The organism is Streptomyces sp. PsTaAH-124 (genome assembly GCF_000373685.1).
Taxonomy (GTDB): domain Bacteria; phylum Actinomycetota; class Actinomycetes; order Streptomycetales; family Streptomycetaceae; genus Streptomyces; species Streptomyces andamanensis.
Map to the genome: position 1 here is coordinate 40,534 of NZ_KB892160.1, position 19,728 is coordinate 60,261.

Sequence of the window (19,728 nt, forward strand, 5' to 3'; positions counted from 1 at the left end):
GCTGTCGTCAGCTCCTCACGAACGGGGCGGCGGACCTCGGGAAGGGCACGGCGGCCGGGGCCGGGGTGCGCGCGGCGAGCGGGACCACGGGCGGCAGCGCCTCCTCCGGCTCGCCGAGGAACACCCGGCGCACCACCCGCTCGGCGGCCCGCCCGTCGTCGAAGGCGCAGAACCGCTCCCGGAACGCCGCCCGCAGCGCCGCCGACCGGGGCCCGGCGAACGCGCCGTCGCGAAAGAGGCCGGCCAGCTCGCCGGGGGTGCGCGCCACCGGCCCCGGCGGGGTCTCCAGCAGGTCGAAGCAGACGCCCCGCGTCTCGCGGTACACCTCCCAGTCGTCGGCGTACACGACGACCGGGCGGTCCAGGACGGCGTAGTCGAACATGATCGACGAGTAGTCGGTGACCAGCGCGTCGGCGGCCAGGCACACCTCCTCCGTGGAGCGGTGCCCGGTCACGTCGATGACCCGGCCGCTGCCCGCGCGCCCGCCCCGGTCGTAGAAGTAGTGGGCGCGCAGCAGGACGACGACGTCGTCACCCGCCGCCGCGCAGAACTCCTCCAGGTCCAGGCCGGGTTCGAAGCCGGTGCGGTGGTCGCGGTGGGTGGGGGCGTACAGCACGGCCGTCGCGTCCTCGGGCACGCCCAGCGCGCGCCGGACCGCGGCCACCTCCCGCGCACCGGCCGTCAGCAGCAGGTCGTTGCGCGGATAGCCGTACTCCAGCGTCTCGTACGCGCCCGGGAAGGCCCGCTCCCACACCTCGGTGGAGTGCCGGTTGGCGGACAGGTTGTGGTCCCAGCGGTCCACCCGGCGCAGCAGCCGGGTGAAGCTGCCCGACTGCGCCGCGACCACCGGGTACACCGACTGGTCGCAGCCCATCGTCTTCAGCGGGGTGCCGTGCTGGGTCTGGAGGTGCACGCTGCCGGGCCGTTTGACGACGGCGTCCGCGAAGTTGGCGTTGTTCACCAGGTACTTGGCGCGGGCCAGCACCTTCCAGTACCGCGGGCTGCCGATCACCGCGTGGTCGACGTCCTCGGGCAGGGTGTGCTCCTGGCCCGCCTCGACCAGGAACACCCCCCGCAGATGCGGGGCGAGTTCGCGGGCCCTGGCGTGCAGCGCGGCCGGATTGCAGGCGTAGCCGCGCCCCCAGTAGGCGCAGTACACGACGAGGCGCTCGTCGAGCGGCCGGTGCAGGTGCCAGCGGTAGCCGAGGCGGGCGCGCACCCGGCGCAGGGCAGCGGCGGCCGTACGGCCCGCCCGCGCGGACCGTGCGGCGGGCCCGGCGGCGGCGCCCAGCGCGCGCAGCGCCGGGTACGCGCCGGTGGCGAGCAGCCGGTGCGCCGCGCCCGCGCCGCCCGCGGGCGGCCGGAACCCGGCCGGGCGGTGCGCGCGGTACAGCGCGCGGGCGGCGCGCGAAAACGCCCGGCGGCGCCCGGCGGGCAGCCGCTCCGGATGCCGGGCCGTCTCCACGACCAGCTCCATGACGTGCGCGAACAGCGGCGCGTACCGCTCGGCGGGCAGGCCCGCCTCCGTGGCCCGGACGAGCACCCGCTCCGACTGGTCGAGGAGGTCGAAGTGGTGCTCGCCCGGGAGTCCGAGCCGGCTGCCCCGGCGGCGCAGCAGATGCCGTACGACGCTCTCGCGCAGCACCGCGACCCGCTCGGCGGCGAGCACCGCGCGCACGCCCCAGCCGAGGTCGGTGTGGTGGCCGCAGGAGAAGGCGAGGCCGTGGGCGCTCACGAAGGCCCGGCGGTGGACCGCGCTCCACGCGGGCAGTCCCGCACCGGTCAGCCGGGGGGCGTCGGCGGGCGCGAAGACGCCGTCGGGCAGCGATCCGCCGGTGTCCCCGGCCGGGGGCACCCGCTCGGCCGTCCCCTCCCACCAGGGCGTCCGCTCGTGCGCGCAGTACAGCACGTCGACGTCGCCGGTCTCGGCCAGCCGCCCGGCCAGCGCGGTCAGCGCGCCCGGCGCGAGCATGTCGTCGCCGTCCAGGAAGAGCAGATAGGCGCCGGTCGCCGCGGCCGTGCCCGCGTTGCGCGCGCCGCCCAGACCGGCGGACGGGGGCGAGTGCACGGGCCGCACCCGCGAGTCCCGGCGGGCGTGGTCGGCGGCCACGTCCGCGGCCGGGGCACCGGGCCCGTCGCAGACCGGGATCAGCTCGAAGTCGCCGTAGGACTGGGCGAGGACGGAGTCCAGCGCCAGGGACAGCCTGCCCGCCACGCCGTGGGACGGGACGATGATGCTGAAGCGGGGCATCCTGCTCTCTCTCCAGTGGCTCGCGGGGACGGCTCAGTGGCTCTCGTGGACGGTCTGGGGGCCCGCGGGCGGGGGCACGGTGGCCAGCCGGGACCTGGCCCGGACGGCCGCGGCCCGCGACGGCACCGGACGGCGCCCGGCGAGCGGCACGACGGGCGGCAGACCGGCCGCCTCGTCCCGCTGCCCGAGCACCACATGGCGCACCACCCGCTCGGCGGCGCGCCCGTCGTCCAGCGGGCAGAACCGCTCCCGGAAGGCGGCCCGCAGCCGCGCGGAGCGGGAGCCGTGCCAGTGGCCGCCGGTGAGGATGTCGACGAGTTCGTCGGCGGTGCGGGCGACCGCGCCGGGCGGCTCGGCGCGCACGTCGAAGTAGGTGCCGCGGGCCGCCTCGTACGCCGCCCAGTCGTCGGCCAGCAGCACGATCGGGCGGTCGAGCACGGCGTAGTCGAACATGATCGACGAGTAGTCCGTGAGCAGGGCGTCGGAGGCCAGGCACAGTTCCTCGACGCTCGGGTGCCCGCTGACGTCGACGACCCGGCCGCCCGCCGCCGGGGCCCGGTGCGCGGACGGGGCCGGGCCGCCGGTGAGCGGGGCCTCGGCCAGGTAGTGGGCGCGGGCCAGGACGACGAAGCGGGGGCCCAGCCGGTGCGCGAAGCGCTCCAGGTCCAGCGCGGGCCGCTGGGTGCGGCGGTAGTCGCGGTGGGTCGGCGCGTACAGCAGCGCCACCACGTCGTCCGGGATGCCCAGGGACGCGCGCAGCGCCGCCACGTCCGCCGAGGTCGCCCGCAGGAAGACGTCGTCGCGCGGGCAGCCGTACTCCAGCGTGGTGTACCGGCCGGGGTAGACACGCTCCCAGGTCAGCGTGGTGTGCCGGTTGCCGGAGACGACGTAGTCCCACTTGTCGACGCCACGCAGCAGCTCGGCGAAGTCCATGCCGCGGGCCGCCGCCGGGTGCTCCTGGAGGTCCAGGCCCATGTGCTTGAGCGGGGTGCCGTGCTGGGTCTGCACGAACACCTGGCCGCGCCGCTTGACCAGGCGGCGGTCGAAGTTGACGTTGTTGACCAGGTACTTGGAGCGGGCCAGCGCCGTCCAGTAGGCGGCCGTGCCGGGGGTGATCCGACGGGTGCCGGGCGGGGTGCGGCCGTGGTGGCCGGGCCGGGCGATCCACGCGGTGCGGATGTGCGGCGCCAGCGCGCGGAACGCCGCCTCCAGCGCCCCCGGACTGCACCCGTGCCCGCGCCCCCAGTACGCGGCGAACACCGCCCGGTCGGCGCGCACCGGCAGGCACAGCTGGATCCGGTAGTGCGCCTGGAGCAGGGCGGCGCGCAGCGCCCGCAGGCACCGCAGGCCGCCTCGGGCCACCCGGCGGCGCAGGGTCATCGCCAGCCGCAGCCCGCGGAAGACGCGGTGCAGGCCGAGCCGGACCAGGGCGTGCCGCAGCCGGGTCCGCGGGGCGAGGCGGGCCCCCGGGCAGCGGTGGCGGCGGTAGTACGTCCGGGCCAGGCGCAGGAACTCGGCGCGGCTGCCGCGCGGCAGCCGGCCGGGGCGGGTGAACACGGTCGTGAGGTGGTCGACCATGCGCCGGAACAGCACCGGCCGCCAGGCGGCCAGTTCGGGACGCCGGTCCAGGAAGGCGAAGACCCGGTCGTACTGCGCGAACACATCGAAGTGGCGGCGGCTCGTGGTGCCCAGGATGCTGCCCCGGCGCCGCTGCCGGTAGTGCACGCAGACCCGGTCCAGCGTCGCGATCGACCCGGCCGCCAGCAGCGCCGGGTACGTCCAGGGCGTGTCCTCGTAGTAGCCGTCCGGGAAGGCGAGTTCCTCGCGGCGCACGAAGTCGCGCCGGTACGCCTTGTTCCAGGCCACCATCAGCACCCGCAGCAGGTCGGGGCGGTCGGCCAGCCGGAAGGGTGCCGGGCCCTCCTGGCACAGCAGGCCGCCGGCCGGGTCGGGCTCGGGCCGGCCGGTCCAGTCGGTGCGGGCGAAGCCGTAGACCAGGACGTCGGGTTCGCCGGTCTCCTTGAGCCGGGCGGCGATCGCCCACAGCGCCTCGGGGGTGAGGGTGTCGTCGCTGTCCAGGAAGAGCAGGTACTCGCCGGTGGCGCGGGCCATGCCCGCGTTGCGGGCGGCGCCCAGGCCCTGGTTCTCCTCCAGGTGGATCGCGCGCACGCGCGGGTCGCGGGCGGCGAACTCGTCGATGATCTCCCCGCAGGCGTCCGGCGAGCAGTCGTCCACGGCGATCAGTTCGAGGTCCATGAAGGACTGGGAGAGCACGGACTCCAGGCACGCGTGCAGATACGCCTGGACCCGGTACGCGGGGACGATGACACTGAACCTGGGCAACGGGACATCCAAGGGTCGCGCGGGCGGTCGGTGCTGCCGTGCCCGGAAACGGCCGATGGAGTGAATTGGTTACGGTTCGGTACGGCATATGGGGGACCGCGGATGAACGGGCGGGGGCGGACCGGTGCCGGTCCGCCCCCTGTGCCGTACGCGGCCGCCCGCGCGGCTACTTGACCGCGCCCGCCATCACGCCGGACACGAACTGCCGCTGGAAGGCGAAGAACACGGCCAGCGGAATCACCATCGAGATGAACGCGCCCGGCGCCAGCACGTCGACGTTGTTGCCGAACTGGCGCACCTGGGTCTGGAGGGCCACCGTGATCGGCTGGGTGCCGGACTTGGTGAACACCAGCGCGACCAGCATGTCGTTCCACACCCACAGGAACTGGAAGATGCCCAGGCTCGCGATGGCCGGGCCGCCCAGCGGCAGCACGACCCGGGCGAACAGCCGCAGTTCACCGGCGCCGTCGAGGCGGGCCGCCTCCAGCAGTTCGCGCGGGATCTCCGCGAAGAAGTTCCGCAGCAGGAACACCGCGAACGGCAGTCCGAAGCCGGTGTGGAACAGGATCACCCCGAAGATGGTGCCGAACAGGCCGATCTTCCCGAAGAGTTCGGCGATCGGGATGAGCGCCACCTGCACCGGCACGACCAGCAGGCCGACCACGGCCAGGAACCACCAGTCGCGGCCCGGGAACTCCATCCAGGCGAACGCGTAACCGGCCAGCGAGCCGACCACGACCACCAGGACCGTCGCCGGGACGGTGATCAGGGCGGTGTTGAGCAGGGAATGGGTGATGTCGCCGTTCTCCAGCAGCTTCCGGTAGCTGCCGAAGGTCAGCTGGGAGGGCCGGGTGAACACGGTCCACCAGCCGCTCGCGCTCATGTCCTCGGGGGAGCGCAGCGAGGACAGCAGCAGCCCGATCGTGGGGACCAGCCAGAACAGGCCCACCAGGATCAGGACCACCCGCACCACGCTCCCGCCCGCGATCTCCGCGAGCCGGGAGCCGAGCGGGCGGCGGGCCCGCGCGGGCGGCGCGGCGGGCACCGCCCGCGCCGGAGTGACCGCCTCGGCCGTCATCGCCGCACCTCCCGCCGCAGCCGCCTCATGTTGCTGTGTCCCTCCGGGGGGCGACCCCCGGACCCCCGGCAGAACGCCTGGCGCGCCCTCATCGCCGCACCTCCCGCCGCAGCCGCCGCATGTTGAACACCATCACCGGGATCACCAGGAGCAGCAGGAACACCGAGATCGCGCTGGCCACACCGGGGCGGCCCTCGGAGAAGCCCTTGCGGTACAGCTCCAGGGCCAGCACGTTGGCGTCGTCCTGCGAGGAGCCGGGCGCGATGATGAAGACCAGGTCGAAGATCTTCAGTACGTTGATCATCAGAGTCACCGCGACGACCGCGAGCACCGGCGCCAGCAGCGGCACGGTGATCCGGCGGAACACCTGCCACTCGTTGGCCCCGTCCACCCGGGCGGCCTCCAGCAGCTCCCGCGGCACGCCCGCGAGCCCCGCCGCGATCAGCACCATGGCGAACCCGGCCCACATCCACACGTACGCGCCGATGATGGCCGGGGTGACCAGCGACGGGCCCAGCCAGTCCACGCCGTTGTACGGGGCCTTGAAGTTGTCGGCGGGCAGCCGCAGCAGGGCGCCGTCGGCGGACGCGGGCAGCGTGAAGGTGCCGTCGGCGGCGGCCTTCGTGCGGGCCACCACCGCACCGTCCTTGACCGCCTCGATCCGCATGCCGTCGTAGCCCAGTTCGGACGGGTCGACCGCGCCGGGCCGGCCGACGCCCTTGCCGCGGGTGAAGTCCTGCCAGGCGGTGCCGGTGATCTTCCCCGGGTCGGCCGTCGCCTCGGTGGCCCGCTTCGCGCCGTCCGGCATCTGGTCGGGGGCGACCCCGACCAGCGGCAGCGCCACCGGCCGTCCGGTGTGCACCGGCTGCGCGGTGAGGAAGCCGCCGTGGTCGGGCCTGAGCGGCGAGTCGCGGCCCGGGTGGGCCTTCGGGAACGCCGAGGACCGCGCGAACGTGTCGTGGACGCCGACCCACACCGCGTTGGCGACGCCCTTGTCCGGGTCCTGGTCGTACACCAGCCGGAAGATGATCCCGGCCGCGAGCATCGAGATGGCCATCGGCATGAAGACGACCAGCTTGAACGCCGTGCCCCAGCGCACCCGTTCGGTCAGCACCGCGAAGACCAGCCCGAGCGCGGTGGCCACCGCCGGGGCGGCCACCAACCAGATGATGTTGTTCTTCAGCGCGGTGCGGATGCCGTCGTCGGTGAACAGGGCCTTGTAGTTGTCGAACCCGGCGAAGGAGTCGCCCGAGGAGTCGTAGAAGCTGCGGACGAGCGAGTACCCGATCGGGTAGACCACGAGCGCGCCGAGCAGTACCAGGGCGGGCAGCAGGAACAGCACCGCCACGGTCCTGCGGGTGCCGGTCACGCTCTTGCGCTTCGGCGGAGGGGCGGAGGGGGGCGCGGTGCTCCCGGCGACCCCCTCGGCGGCGGCCGGCGTCATCGCCGGATCAGCTCCCGCCGCCGTACGCCGCCGCCGCGTCCTTCTCCAGCTTCGCCTGCGCGCCCGCGACGTCCGACGGGTTCTTCAGGAAGTCCTGGAGGTCCTTCCACTCGCCCTTGCCGGGCGTGCCGCCGAACGCCTGCGGGGCCTGGTCGGACATGTCGAAGCGGAAGTCGTCGCCCGACGCGACCAGCGCCTTGGCGATCTTGCGCTGCACGTCGTTCGGGTACGCCGACTCCGGCACGTTCCTGTTCGGCGAGAGATAGCCGCCGAGCTTCGCCTGGACGGTCGCCGCGTCCGACGAGGCCAGGAAGGTGACCAGGGCCTGCGCCGCCTTCGAGTCCTTGAAGATCACCGCCGCGTCGCCGCCGGAGACCACCGGCGCGCTCGCGCCCACGGCCGGGAACGGGAACACCTTGGCGTCCGTGCCCACCTTCGCCTTGGTCTCGCCGATGTTGACCTGCGCGAAGTCGCCCTCGTAGACCATGGCGGCCTTCGGCTGGTCGCCACCGGTGAAGGTCTGGGTGACCGACGCCGGGAACTCCACCTGGAGCGCGCCGCTCGGGCCGCCCGCGACATAGTCCTTCCTGGACCAGATCTGCGCGAGCGTGGTGAGGGCCTGCCGCACGGACGGATCCGTCCATTTGATCCTGTGCTGGGCGAGCTGGTCGTACTTCTCCGGGCCCGCCTGGGACAGATAGACGTTCTCGAACCAGTCGGTGAGGGTCCACCCGTCGGCGCCGCCCACGGAGAACGGCGTCACCCCGGAGTCGTAGACCGTCTGCGCGGTGGCCAGCAGGTCCTTCCAGGTCTTGGGCTCGCCCGCCCCCGCGTTCTCGAAGACCTTGGCGTTGTACCAGATCAGCGACTTGTTGGCGGCCTTGTAGTAGGCGGCGTACTGCTTGCCGTCGACCTTGCCGATGTCCTGCCAGCCCTGCGAGTAGTTCTTGGCGAGCTGCGCCTGGGCCCCGGCGCCGAGCGGCTTGGCCCACTTCTTCTCCACGGCCTGCCGGACGGCGCCCGGCTGCGGGAGCAGCGCCACGTCCGGCGGCTGGCCACCGGCGATCTTCGAACCGAGGAAGTTGATGATCGGGTCCTGCGCGGGGACGAAGGTGACCTTGGCGCCGGTGCGCCGGGTGAACTCCGCGAGGACCTTCTTGAAGTTGGCCTGCTCGGCGCCGGTCCAGACGGCGGCGACCTCCAGGGAGGCGCCGTCCAGCCGGGGCAGGGTGACGGTGGCGCCGCTCCCGCCGTCCCCGCCGCCCGCGCTGCTGCCGGGGCTCGCGTCGGCCTTCTTGTCGTCGTCCGAACCGCCGCACGCGGTCAGGGAGAGCGCCAGCGCCCCGGCGACGGCGACCGCCGCGAGCCTGGCGGAGGAGCGGGTGGTGCGGCCGGTGCGGGTGGGTCGACTGGTGCGGCTGGTTCGGGTGTTTCGGGTGATGGACCTGGCGGACCGTACGGTCCGGATGGTGCCGCTCGTGCTGCGCATCACTGCCCCGTTCTTCGTCCTCGTCGAACGTCCGAGCACTGTCCCGTGGTGCACTGTCCTACGCCGGGGCCCGCGGGTCGGCAAGAGCGCCCGCGACGTCGACGCCCCGATCGTGACCAGGTCGTGACGGCGCGTCAGGACGGTTCGAGAGGGGATCGCACGCGGCTCGCCGGGGCGACGAGCCGCACCGGAGCGGCGCTCGCGATTCCCTCAGATCAGGGACGGCACCCGGGCCGCCGACACCTCCCGCGCCGCCCGCTCCAGCGCGCTCGCCAGCAGGGCCAGATCGGTCGGGCCGTTGCCCAGTTCCCGCACCGAGCGGCGGGTGGGCGGATCGCCCATGCGGTCCCAGTCCAGCGGCACCACCGTGGGGCGCTGGGTCGCGGTGCGCGGGATACGGCCCGTCACCCGGCCGCCCTGGAAGGGCGTCGTCCGCCCGTCGGCGGTGGTCAGCCGCCCCCGCCCCGGCGCCGGGCTGCCCGCGGCCTCCGGGCCGGGCGCGCCCGCCGGGGCGCTCCCGCGGCCGGACACCGGCGGCTCCAGCAGGACGCGCAGCGTGGCGCGGCGGACCGGCTCGGTCCGCTCCGTCCGGCCGCCCGGCGCGGTGGCCGCCACCAGGTGCACGCCCAGCCGCTCGCCCTCCCGGGCCACCGCCTCCAGCGCGCGGACCACCGAACCGGCGGCGGGCCGGCCGGGCGAACCGAGCGCCGGGGAGACCAGGGCGTCCAGATCGTCGACGACCACCACCAGCCGGGGCAGCGGCGGCGCCGCCTCGGCCCGCGCCCGCGCCGCGGCGGGCCGCAGCCGCAGGGTGGAGCTGGGCGGGGTGTCGAGATCGGCCGCTCCCGCCCCGGCGCCCGCCGGGGTGCCCGGGGACGCGGTGCGCTGGGCGACGACCCGGCCGCTTCCCGTCCGCCGCCCGTGCCAGGCGGCGAAGTCGGATATCCCCAGCAGCTCCGCCCGCCGCTTCAGCTCGGCGCTCAGCGACTGCGCGAACTCCCGCATGCGCACCGGGTCGTTGGCCGTGAGGTGGGTGGTCACGTGCGGGACGTCCGTGCACACCCGCAGGCCCTCGGCGGGTCCGCCGGTGCCGGTGCCGTCGCGGCCGTCCACCAGCACCACGCCGAGCCGGTCGGGGCGCTCGGCGGCGGCCAGCGAGGCCACGACCGAGCGCAGCAGCTCCGTACGGCCGCTGCCCGCCGGTCCCTCGACGAGCAGATGCGGCCCGTCGGCCACCAGGTCGGCGCAGACCGGCCCGCGCGGACCGGCCCCGAGTATCGCGCAGGCCCGGCCGCCCACGGCCCCGCTGTCGTCGGCTGCGTCCGCCCAGCGGGCCTGGAGGGACGCCGGGGTGGCACGGGCCAGCCCCAGCTCGTCCAGCAGGCGGGCCGACAGCGGCAGCGGGGCCGACACCCGCGCGGGCCGGTTCCCCTCCGCTCCCTCCGGCCCGTCCACCGGCCGCAGCGGCGCCAGCGCCCGCGCGAACCGCTCGGCCCAGGCCGGGGAGACGGCGTCGAGCACGGCCACGGTGCCCGGGGCCACCGGCCCGCGCGCCCGGCCGTCCGCGCGCGCCACCCGCATCAGGTGCAGCGCCGTCGCCACGTCACCGCTGAGCAGGGCGACGGCTCCGCACTCCCGGAACACCGGCGACACCGCGCACGCCGCCTCGTACGTCTCCGTCACCGGCGAGGCGGGCGAGGCGGCCTCCGCCTCCGCGAGGCAGACCACATGGATCCCGGCCCGGGGGCCCTCCTGCGCCAGCCGGACCAGCGCGTCGCGCACCGTGGCGCCGCCGGGGTCGCCGTCCACGACGACCACCGTGTACGGCCCGGTGTGACCGGCGCCTGCACCGGATGCCTCCTCGTCCCGCGCCCAGGAGGGACGGCGGGCGGGCGGGACGGCGGCGGGGGCGGCCTCCGGGGGGTACGGCGCGGGGGGCGCGGCTCCGTCGGCGGGCGGTGCCTGGCCGGTGGCCGGGTGGTCTGCCGGGTGGGCGGCCGCGGCGGTGGCCGGGTGGGTGGCGGGGTCCGGGGTTCCGTCCGCCGCCCGGTCCGGGGTCCGGGTGTCCGTCAGGTGGTCCTCCAGGCGGCGCAGGAGCTCGCCGGTGCGGGCCGCCGCCTGCTCGCGGTCGTAGGCCAGCAGGAGCCGGCAGTCCTGGCCGTGGCCGGGGCGCACCTGGGGGAGCCAGCCGAGCCAGGACCACTCCGCCGCGCGCTCCTGCGACGGGCGGGCCCGGTCCGTGCTGAGCAGCACGATCTCCAGCGTGCCGGGGGAGTGCAGCGCGGCGAGCTGGGCCAGCACCGCGCGGGCCAGCCCGGACAGGCGGGCACGCGGCCCGGCCAGGCCCAGCGCCCCCACCTCGCGCAGGTCCGCGGTCACCGGCACCGCGGGCAGCAGCCGCCCCGAGCCGTCGGGGGCCGGCCGGTCGGCCGTGCCCAGGCGCACCGTGAGCGCCTCCGGGTGGCCGGGGCCGCGCTCCCACAGCCGGGGGCCGGGGCCCAGCGCGGTCAGCAGCAGCGCCGCCGGGTCCGGCCAGGTCTCCGGCAGCCGGGCGGCCGTCCCCGTCTCGGGCAGGGCCGGGCCGGGCGCGTCGGCCACTCCGTCGTCGTACGCCTGGTACGCCTCGTGTGCCGGGTACGCCTCGTCGCGGGCCGCCGTCGGTTCGCCGCGCCCGCCGGTCAGCCGCCGCGCCCAGGCGCCCAGCCCGCCGCGCCTGCGCAGCCCCTGGGGCACGTCGGTCCCCCGGAGGGGCGTGCCCTTGCGGCCGCTCCCGCCGAGGCCGCTGTCCGGGAGGCCGCCGTCCGGATCGCCGGTCCGGTCCGCCGGATCGCCGTACTCCGCCTGATCGCCGTACTCCGGGTGGGTGCCCGGGTGAGCGGTGGCTCCGAAGCGTCCCGCGTGGGTGTCCCCGCCGCGGCTCTCGATCCGCGGCGCGCCGCCCTGCGCGGGCACCACGGTGGGGTCGAAGGGGGTGGGCGCCGGGGCGGCCCAGGCGGCGGCGCCGGTGCCGGAGGTGGTCACCGCGCCCGCGGGCCCACCGGCCTCCGGGCGGTCCGCGGCGCCGTCCCCGGCTCGGGCGGGCGCCACGCGCGCGTGGCCCTCGCCGTCCGGGGCCGTCTCCAGGCGGTCGGCGGGGCCCGCGGACGGCGTCAGCCGCAGGACCGACTCGCCGACGCGCAGCAGCGCGCCCGGAACGAAGCGGACCGGGCGCGGGTCCACGGGCCGGCCGTCCAGCACGGTGCCGTTGGTGGAGCCGAGGTCGGCGACCGAGACCCGGCCGTCGGAGGCGAGGGTGACCGCGCAGTGCACGCGGGACACGTCGGGGTCGTCGAGCGGGACGTCCGCGTCGGCGGAGCGGCCGACCGTGATCTGACCGCCGTGCAGCAGATGGACACCGCCCGCGTCCGGACCGGCGACCACATGCAGCCGGGCCGGGGCCTCGTCCAGCTCGGGGTGCGGCTCGGGCTGGGCGGGGGCGCCCACGGACAGCACCGCGCCGTCCAGCAGCGGGGGCTCGCCGAGCGTGCAGCGCTGGGCGTCCAGCCGGTCCGCGCCCGCGTACAGCACCACCGGTCCGGCTCCCGGCTCCCGGGCGCCGCGCCCGTCCGCCGCGCCGCCGTCCCCGGCGACGGCGGCGGCCAGGGCGGACGCCACCGCGGCGAGGGCTGTGCCCGCGGGGGCCGTGACCAGCACGTCTCGGCTCGCGGCGCGCCCTGGGGCCATGGGGGAGGGCGGGCCCAGCGGGTCTACGACGGTCAGCCGGATCTGCATCGCCGTCAGCGGTCCCTTCTGCGCGGGCGCCCGCGAACGGGGGAGGGACGATGCCGCTCCGCGGCCCCCCAACCGCGGACATTCCCCCCACCGCCGCACGGGCACGTCGGCCAGTACTGGGGGCATCCTCGCACCTGCCACTGACACCGCGCCCGCCGCCCACCGCGAAGTGATCTTGAATGGTCGGCTCTGCCCCCAAAAGTGCCTGGCCGATGCCCCGCGGCCGACCGTTTGAGATCGGTCACGTCCGCTTTCCGGCAACCTGAGGGTCCCGATCGGACGTCTTGCCTTCGAATGACGACATCGGACGGCGGGACCGGACGGCGGGATCGGACGACGGGCCCGGACGACGGCATCGGACAGGTCACCGGCGGTGCCGCCGGACGGCACCGCGGCGGAGCCGGGCACCGGGTTCTCCGACAGGCCGGTGCCGGGCAGGACGGCACTACAGTGTGTCGGAACGTAGGCAAGCGACGTAGGCAAGCGACAGGGAGCGCATGACGTGCGGCCGGTAGGCAGCAAGTACCTCCTGGAGGAACCGCTCGGACGCGGCGCCACCGGGACCGTCTGGCGAGCCCGCCAGCACCAGAGGGCGGGAGCCGAGGCGGCCGTGCCCGGCCAGCCCGGCGAGACCGTCGCGATCAAGGTCCTCAAGGAAGAGCTGGCGAGCGACGCCGACATCGTGATGCGCTTCCTCAGAGAGCGCTCGGTGCTGCTCCGGCTCACCCACCCGAACATCGTGCGGGTGCGCGATCTGGTCGTCGAGGGCGATCTGCTGGCGCTCGTCATGGACCTCGTCGACGGCCCGGACCTGCACCGCTACCTGCGCGAGAACGGCCCGCTCACCCCGGTCGCCGCCGCGCTGCTCACCGCCCAGATCGCCGACGCGCTCGCCGCGAGCCACGCCGACGGCGTGGTCCACCGGGACCTGAAACCGGCCAACGTGCTGCTCAAGCAGGACGACGGCCGGATGCACCCGATGCTGACCGACTTCGGCATCGCCCGGCTGGCCGACTCGCCCGGACTGACCCGCACCCACGAGTTCGTCGGCACACCCGCCTACGTCGCGCCCGAGTCCGCCGAGGGCCGCCCGCAGACCTCCGCCGTGGACATCTACGGCGCCGGCATCCTGCTGTACGAGCTGATCACCGGGCGCCCGCCGTTCTCCGGCGGCTCCGCCCTCGAAGTCCTGCACCAGCACCTGAGCGCCGAGCCGCGCCGCCCCTCCACCGTGCCCGACCCGCTGTGGACGGTCATCGAGCGCTGCCTGCGCAAGAACCCGGACGAGCGGCCGAGCGCGGAGAGCCTGGCGCGCGCCCTGCGCGTGGTCGCCGAGGGCGTCGGCGTACACGCGAACGCCGCGCAGATCGCCGCCGCCGACGGCGTCGGCGCGCTCCTCGCCCCCGATCCCGCGCCCGCCACCGTGCCCGCGCCGGACGGCGTGCCCGGCGCCGCCGACCCCACGACGGTGCTGCCGCAGGGCGCGGCGGGTGCACCGCCGGCGTACGACCCGAACGGCGCGACCAGCGTCCTGCCGCACACCGGCGGCCCGCAGGGCCCGGACGGCGTGCCCGGCGCGGCCGACCCGACCACCGTGCTGCCGCAGGGCGCGGCGGGCCCCACCCGCGTGATGCCGCCCGTGCCGCCCGGTCAGCAGGGACAACACGGTCAGCAGGGCCAGCAGGGTCAGCAGCCGGAGGAGCCGCACCCCTGGCAGTCCCAGCTGCGCGCGGCCCGCGACCGCAACGACCAGACGCAGGTCCAGTACCTCGACCCGACCGAGGACCCGCTGCGCCGCCGCCCCCAGCGGCAGGTCGCCCGGCCGCAGCAGCAGCCGCAGCGGCAGCGCCCCCAGGGCCCGCCGCAGTCGCAGCAGCCCGGCTACGGCTATCCGCAGCAGCCCGGCCAGGGATATCCGCAGGGGCAGCAGCAGCCCCGGTACGCGACCCCGCAGCCGCAGCAGTACGCCCCGGCCCCGCAGCACCAGCCCCGCGAGCCCCAGCGGTACGCGCCGCCCGCCCCCGAGCCGCAGCGGCCCGCGCGGGAGCCGAGGGAGCCGCGCCGGCGTGGCGCGAACCCGATGAAGATCCCCGGGCTCGGCTGCCTGAAGGGCTGCCTGTTCACGGTCGTCATCCTGTTCGTCGCGGGCTGGCTGGTGTGGGAGCTGAGCCCTCTCCAGAGCTGGATCGGGACCGGCAAGGGCTACTGGGCGCAGCTGGGCGACTGGTTCGACACGGCGACCGGCTGGGTCAAGGACCTCGGCGGCAGCTGACCGGCGCTCGGCGCCCGGCGGCCGCCGTCGACGCGAGTTCATGGATTTGTCGACACCCGGCGGGTGATTTCGGCCGCCGCGGTGAAGGCCGCCCCGCCGGACGCGTAGTTTTGTCGGCAACACGCGTCTGTAGGAGCAGTCTTGGCACGGAAGATCGGCAGCCGGTACACCGCGCACCAGATCCTGGGGCGGGGCAGCGCCGGGACGGTGTGGCTGGGCGAGGGACCGGACGGGCCCGTCGCCGTGAAGCTCCTGCGCGAGGACCTCGCGTCCGACCAGGAGCTGGTGGGCCGCTTCGTGCAGGAGCGCACGGCCCTGCTGGGCCTCGAACACCCGAACGTGGTCTGTGTGCGCGACCTGGTGGTCGACGGCAACGACCTGGCCCTCGTGATGGACCTGGTCCGCGGCACCGACCTGCGCACCCGGCTGGAGCGCGAGCGGCGGCTGGCGCCCGAGGCGGCGGTGGCGATCGTGGCCGACGTCGCCGACGGGCTGGCCGCCGCGCACGCCGCCGGGGTCGTGCACCGGGACGTCAAGCCGGAGAACGTCCTGCTGGATATGCAGGGCCCGCTCGGTCCCGGCGGCGCCCACCCGGCGCTGCTGACGGACTTCGGTGTGGCCAAGCTCATCGACTCGCCCAAGCGCACCCGCGCCACCAGGATCATCGGCACGCCGGACTACCTGGCCCCGGAGATCGTGGAGGGGCTGCCGCCGCGCGCGGCGGTGGACATCTACGCCCTGGCCACGGTCCTCTACGAGCTGCTGGCCGGCTTCACCCCGTTCGGCGGCGGCCACCCCGGCGCGGTGCTGCGCCGCCATGTCACCGAGACCGTGGTCCCGCTGCCCGGCATCCCCGACGAGCTGTGGCAGCTCATCGTGCAGTGTCTGGCGAAGGGGCCCGCCTCCCGGCTGCGCGCCTCCGAGCTGGCGGCCCGGCTGCGCGAGCTGCTGCCGCTGCTCGCGGGCATGCCGCCCCTGGAGGTGGACGAACCGGACGCCGACGCCGCCGGTGACGGCGCGGACGAGGCGCCCGAGGAGACGGCGGCACCGGCCGGGGACCGGGCCCGCCGCCGGGGCGCGGTCCCGCTGGTGCCCGGCGCGCAGCCGGACTCCAACCGTGACACCCACACCTCGATGCGGGTGCCCGCGCCGGACGAGCTGGCCGGCGGCGCCCGCGGCACCGCCCGCGCGCCCCGGGCGCCGGGCGCGCCCCGCCCCGGCTCGGCCCGCCACCGCACGGCCGCCCGGCGCCGCCGGATCACGCTCAGCGTGGCCGGTCTGGTGCTGGCGGGCGCGGTGGGCGCGGGCGCCTGGTGGGCGTCCTCGGGCGACGGCGCGGACGGCCCGGCCCGGGACACGGAGCACTCGGCGCCCGCCGCGCCCTGACCCCGCGGGCCCCCGGCCGCTCCCCGCCCCGGCCCCGCGGCCCCGCCGCCCCCCGCGCCCCGCCCCCGCGGCCACCCCCGCCCCGGCCCGGCGCTGGCCGCCCGGCGGAGCCGTTACGCTGGAGGCGTGGCAGTCGTCGACGTATCCGAAGAGCTCAAGTCCCTCTCCTCGACCATGGAGTCGATCGAGGCCGTTCTGGACCTCGACAGGATGAGGGCAGACATCGCCGTGCTCGAGGAGCAGGCGGCAGTGCCCTCCCTGTGGGACAACCCGGACGAGGCGCAGAAGATCACCAGCAAGCTCTCCCACCTCCAGGCCGAGGTCAGGAAGGCGGAGGGGCTGCGCGGACGGATCGACGATCTCGCTGTGCTGTTCGAGATGGCCGAGGAGGAGGACGACCCGGACACCCGCGCCGAGGCCGAGTCCGAGCTGGCCTCCGTGCGCAAGGCGCTGGACGAGATGGAGGTCCGCACCCTCCTGTCCGGCGAGTACGACGCCCGTGAGGCCCTGGTCAACATCCGGGCCGAGGCCGGTGGCGTGGACGCCGCCGACTTCGCCGAGAAGCTCCAGCGCATGTACCTGCGCTGGGCCGAGCAGCACGGCTACAAGACCGAGATCTACGAGACGTCGTACGCCGAAGAGGCCGGCATCAAGTCGACCACCTTCGCCGTGCAGGTGCCCTACGCCTACGGCACCCTCTCGGTGGAGCAGGGCACGCACCGCCTGGTGCGCATCTCGCCCTACGACAACCAGGGCCGTCGGCAGACCTCCTTCGCGGGCGTCGAGATCCTCCCCGTGGTGGAGCAGACCGACCACGTCGAGATCGACGAGTCCGAGCTGCGCGTGGACGTCTACCGCTCCTCCGGCCCCGGCGGCCAGGGCGTGAACACCACCGACTCCGCCGTCCGCCTCACCCACCTGCCCACCGGCATCGTGGTCTCCTGCCAGAACGAGCGCTCGCAGATCCAGAACAAGGCCACGGCGATGAACGTCCTCCAGGCCAAGCTGCTGGAGCGGCGCCGCCAGGAGGAGCAGGCCAAGATGGACGCGCTCAAGGGCGACGGCGGCAACTCCTGGGGCAACCAGATGCGTTCGTACGTCCTGCACCCGTACCAGATGGTCAAGGACCTGCGTACCGAGTTCGAGGTCGGCAACCCGGAGGCCGTGTTCAACGGCGAGATCGACGGGTTCCTGGAGGCCGGGATTCGCTGGCGCAAGCAGCAGGAACAGCAGAGCAAGTAGAGATCGGACGCTTTGTCGACAAGGCAACTGCTGCCCTCGTGGCGGCAGTTGCCTTTTCTGTGCCCGATGTCTGGGTTTTGCGTCACACTCACATCGCTCTTCCTCCGGCAAAGAGCGCTTACCCGGACATCGCGGTCGCAACGGCCTTGACGTTGCTTTGAAATATGGGAAGGGTGAGGCGCGGCATGCGTAGGTACGGGGCGCATGTGAACCGGGGGGCTTCATCGTTCAGCACCTCCGTCGATCACTGCCCCCGGCGCGGCCTCATTGACGATCGGCTACTGGGGGTAGCGAACATATGACGAAGAAGACGCGGGTCCGGGTCGCGCGCATAGCCGCCGGCGCGGTGATCGCCGCGGGTGCCTCGCTGACCGCCGCGGGCGCGGCTTCCGCGCTGGACGCGAACGTGCAGGTCGGTCCGGTCAGCCTCGGCGTCGCCGCCGGCGGTGACGACGAGGGCGCCAGCGAAGGAACCGACCAGGGTGGCACCAACGAGGGCACCTCGCTGGGTGTGAGCGAGGGCCAGTCCGAGGGCACCTCGACGGGCTCGGAGGGCACCTCCACCGGGTCGTCGGAGGGCACCTCGGAGGGTACGTCCACGGGCACCTCGGAGGGCACCTCCACCGGTACGTCCGAGGGCACGTCCACGGGTACGTCGGAGGGCACGTCCACCGGCACCTCGGAGGGCACCTCCACGGGTACGTCCGAGGGCACGTCCACCGGCACCTCGGAGGGCACCTCCACCGGTACGTCCGAGGGCACCTCCACGGGTACGTCCCAGGGCGGCGACAACGGCGGCAACGGCAACGGCGGCTCCGGCAACAGCGGGGGCGGCAACGGCGGCAACGGCGGCGGTTCCGGCAACAACGGCGGGAACGGCAACGGCGGAAACACCGGCGGCAACGGCGGAAACACCGGCGGCAACGGCGGGAACACCGGCGGCACCACCCCCGACGGCAGCAGCGGCGGCAGCGGCGGCCCCGCCCCGCAGGAGCAGGGCTCCTCGGCCCTGACCGACACCGGCACGGACACGCCGGCCGGCACCCCGGCGAACACCGCGCCCCAGGGCAGCGGCAAGCAGCTGGCGGAGACCGGTGCCGGCCAGACCGCGTTCCTGCTGATCGGTGCCGCGACGATGATCGCCGGCGGTATCGGCTTCCGGATCCTGCCGCGCATGATGGCGGGCCGCGGCGGCGCCACCGCCTGAGTGTGCCCACGGCCTCACGGGGCGTGAGCGACACCTGCTGAGGGGCCCGGAGCGCACCGCTCCGGGCCCCTCAGCCCTGTCCTGTCCACCCGCTCCCGGCGGGGCCCGCCGACCGCGGCTCCGTACGCCGCTAAGCGGTCTGCTGCGCCAGCAGCGCCACCCCGGCGATCAGCACCGCCAGCAGCGCGATCAGCGCCATCGGGTTCAGCCCCGCGAGGAAGTTGTTCTCCTGCTGGAGCCGCTCGCGGTTCGCGCGGCACACCGGGCAGCGGCCCTCACTCACGGGCGCCGCGCAGTTCGCGCACACCAGCCGGTCGTACGTCATGCGCTCGCCCTCCTTGCACCGGTTACACCCGTGACAACGCCCGCGGGCACGCGAACGTTCCCTTCTCCACCATGCCAGGTTCCCCGGATTTCAGCGCGGGGTCCTCCCGGATCCGGGCCGCGGGCACGACAAAACGCACAACTGTCCCCAACCCCGACCGGTGACTGCGCACCCACACCCGACTCGCGTATGGTCACGCTCATCTACCCCCGGCGACCCGTGGTGCATCCGTGATCCGATTCGACAGTGTCTCCAAGGTCTACCCCAAGCAGACCCACCCCGCCCTCAGGGATGTCTCCCTGGAGGTCGAGAAGGGCGAGTTCGTCTTCCTCGTGGGGTCCTCCGGCTCCGGAAAGTCCACCTTCCTGCGGCTGATCCTCCGCGAGGAGCGGTGCAGCCACGGCCAGGTGCACGTCCTGGGCAAGGACCTCGCGCGGCTGTCCAACTGGAAGGTGCCGCAGATGCGCCGCCAGCTGGGCACCGTCTTCCAGGACTTCCGCCTGCTGCCGAACAAGACGGTCGCGGAGAACGTGGCCTTCGCGCAGGAGGTCATCGGCAAGTCGAAGGGCGAGATCCGCAAGTCCGTGCCGCAGGTGCTGGACCTCGTCGGACTCGGCGGCAAGGAGGACCGCAGGCCGGGCGAGTTGTCCGGTGGTGAGCAGCAGCGCGTCGCCATCGCGCGGGCGTTCGTCAACCGGCCCAAGCTGCTGATCGCCGACGAGCCCACCGGCAACCTCGACCCGCAGACCTCCGTAGGCATCATGAAGCTGCTCGACCGCATCAACCGGACGGGCACCACCGTGGTGATGGCGACCCACGACCAGAACATCGTGGACCAGATGCGCAAGCGCGTCATCGAGCTGGAGAAGGGCCGCCTCGTCCGCGACCAGGCGCGCGGCGTCTACGGCTACCAGCACTGA

The 19,728-nt window shown here is 74.9% G+C and carries 12 protein-coding genes; 5 read left to right on the forward strand and 7 right to left on the reverse strand.

Annotated elements, in window-relative coordinates; all coding sequences use genetic code 11:
• Positions 1–7 precede the first annotated feature (7 nt).
• From B086_RS0106035 to B086_RS0106065, 6 genes are all read right to left on the reverse strand, one after another.
• Positions 8–2,251 (reverse strand): bifunctional glycosyltransferase family 2 protein/CDP-glycerol:glycerophosphate glycerophosphotransferase, encoded by a 2,244-nt coding sequence (locus B086_RS0106035; RefSeq protein ID WP_018565507.1) that lies wholly within the window; start codon positions 2,249–2,251, stop codon positions 8–10.
• A 33-nt stretch (positions 2,252–2,284) separates the two neighbouring features.
• On the reverse strand, positions 2,285–4,594 hold the full coding sequence (locus B086_RS0106040; RefSeq protein ID WP_018565508.1) for a bifunctional glycosyltransferase/CDP-glycerol:glycerophosphate glycerophosphotransferase: 2,310 nt from the start codon (positions 4,592–4,594) through the stop codon (positions 2,285–2,287).
• Positions 4,595–4,760: 166 nt separating this feature from the next.
• A complete protein-coding gene (locus B086_RS0106045; RefSeq protein WP_018565509.1) occupies positions 4,761–5,672 on the reverse strand; it encodes a carbohydrate ABC transporter permease in 912 nt (303 codons plus the stop codon).
• Between the two features lie 88 nt (positions 5,673–5,760).
• On the reverse strand, positions 5,761–7,041 hold the full coding sequence (locus B086_RS0106050; RefSeq protein WP_026252148.1) for a carbohydrate ABC transporter permease: 1,281 nt from the start codon (positions 7,039–7,041) through the stop codon (positions 5,761–5,763).
• 82 nt (positions 7,042–7,123) lie between these two features.
• Positions 7,124–8,605 carry an ABC transporter substrate-binding protein gene (locus B086_RS0106055; RefSeq protein WP_018565511.1) on the reverse strand — a complete coding sequence of 494 codons (1,482 nt, stop codon included), beginning with the start codon at positions 8,603–8,605 and terminating at the stop codon, positions 7,124–7,126.
• A 210-nt stretch (positions 8,606–8,815) separates the two neighbouring features.
• Positions 8,816–12,376, reverse strand: a complete 3,561-nt coding sequence (locus B086_RS0106065; RefSeq protein WP_026252149.1) for an FHA domain-containing protein — start codon at positions 12,374–12,376, stop codon at positions 8,816–8,818.
• Between the two features lie 502 nt (positions 12,377–12,878).
• Here B086_RS0106065 and B086_RS0106070 point away from each other — a divergent pair.
• From B086_RS0106070 to B086_RS0106085, 4 genes are all read left to right on the forward strand, one after another.
• Positions 12,879–14,648 (forward strand): serine/threonine-protein kinase, encoded by a 1,770-nt coding sequence (locus B086_RS0106070; protein WP_018565514.1) that lies wholly within the window; start codon positions 12,879–12,881, stop codon positions 14,646–14,648.
• A gap of 141 nt (positions 14,649–14,789) precedes the next feature.
• Entirely contained in the window at positions 14,790–16,034 is a 1,245-nt protein-coding gene (locus B086_RS0106075) for a serine/threonine-protein kinase (RefSeq protein ID WP_018565515.1), read from the forward strand.
• 126 nt (positions 16,035–16,160) lie between these two features.
• Positions 16,161–17,276, forward strand: coding sequence for a peptide chain release factor 2 (prfB, locus tag B086_RS0106080; RefSeq protein ID WP_018565516.1), 1,116 nt, complete (start codon positions 16,161–16,163; stop codon positions 17,274–17,276).
• 298 nt (positions 17,277–17,574) lie between these two features.
• A complete protein-coding gene (locus B086_RS0106085) occupies positions 17,575–18,483 on the forward strand; it encodes a hypothetical protein (RefSeq protein WP_018565517.1) in 909 nt (302 codons plus the stop codon).
• A 130-nt stretch (positions 18,484–18,613) separates the two neighbouring features.
• On the opposite strand, the gene B086_RS0106090 is transcribed toward B086_RS0106085, so the two are convergent.
• Positions 18,614–18,808 (reverse strand): hypothetical protein, encoded by a 195-nt coding sequence (locus tag B086_RS0106090; RefSeq protein WP_018565518.1) that lies wholly within the window; start codon positions 18,806–18,808, stop codon positions 18,614–18,616.
• Between the two features lie 230 nt (positions 18,809–19,038).
• On the opposite strand from B086_RS0106090, the gene ftsE reads away from it, so the two are divergent.
• Positions 19,039–19,728, forward strand: a complete 690-nt coding sequence (ftsE, locus tag B086_RS0106095) for a cell division ATP-binding protein FtsE (RefSeq protein ID WP_018565519.1) — start codon at positions 19,039–19,041, stop codon at positions 19,726–19,728.

Bases quoted from the DNA above. Each gene is read 5' to 3' on its own strand.
- B086_RS0106035 (WP_018565507.1), bottom strand. From the start codon at position 2,251: ATGCCCCGCTTCAGCATCATCGTCCCGTCCCACGGCGTGGCGGGCAGG.
- B086_RS0106045 (WP_018565509.1), bottom strand. From the start codon at position 5,672: ATGACGGCCGAGGCGGTCACTCCGGCGCGGGCGGTGCCCGCCGCGCCG.
- B086_RS0106055 (WP_018565511.1), bottom strand. From the start codon at position 8,605: ATGCGCAGCACGAGCGGCACCATCCGGACCGTACGGTCCGCCAGGTCC.
- B086_RS0106065 (WP_026252149.1), bottom strand. From the start codon at position 12,376: ATGCAGATCCGGCTGACCGTCGTAGACCCGCTGGGCCCGCCCTCCCCC.
- B086_RS0106085 (WP_018565517.1), top strand. From the start codon at position 17,575: ATGACGAAGAAGACGCGGGTCCGGGTCGCGCGCATAGCCGCCGGCGCG.
- B086_RS0106090 (WP_018565518.1), bottom strand. From the start codon at position 18,808: ATGACGTACGACCGGCTGGTGTGCGCGAACTGCGCGGCGCCCGTGAGT.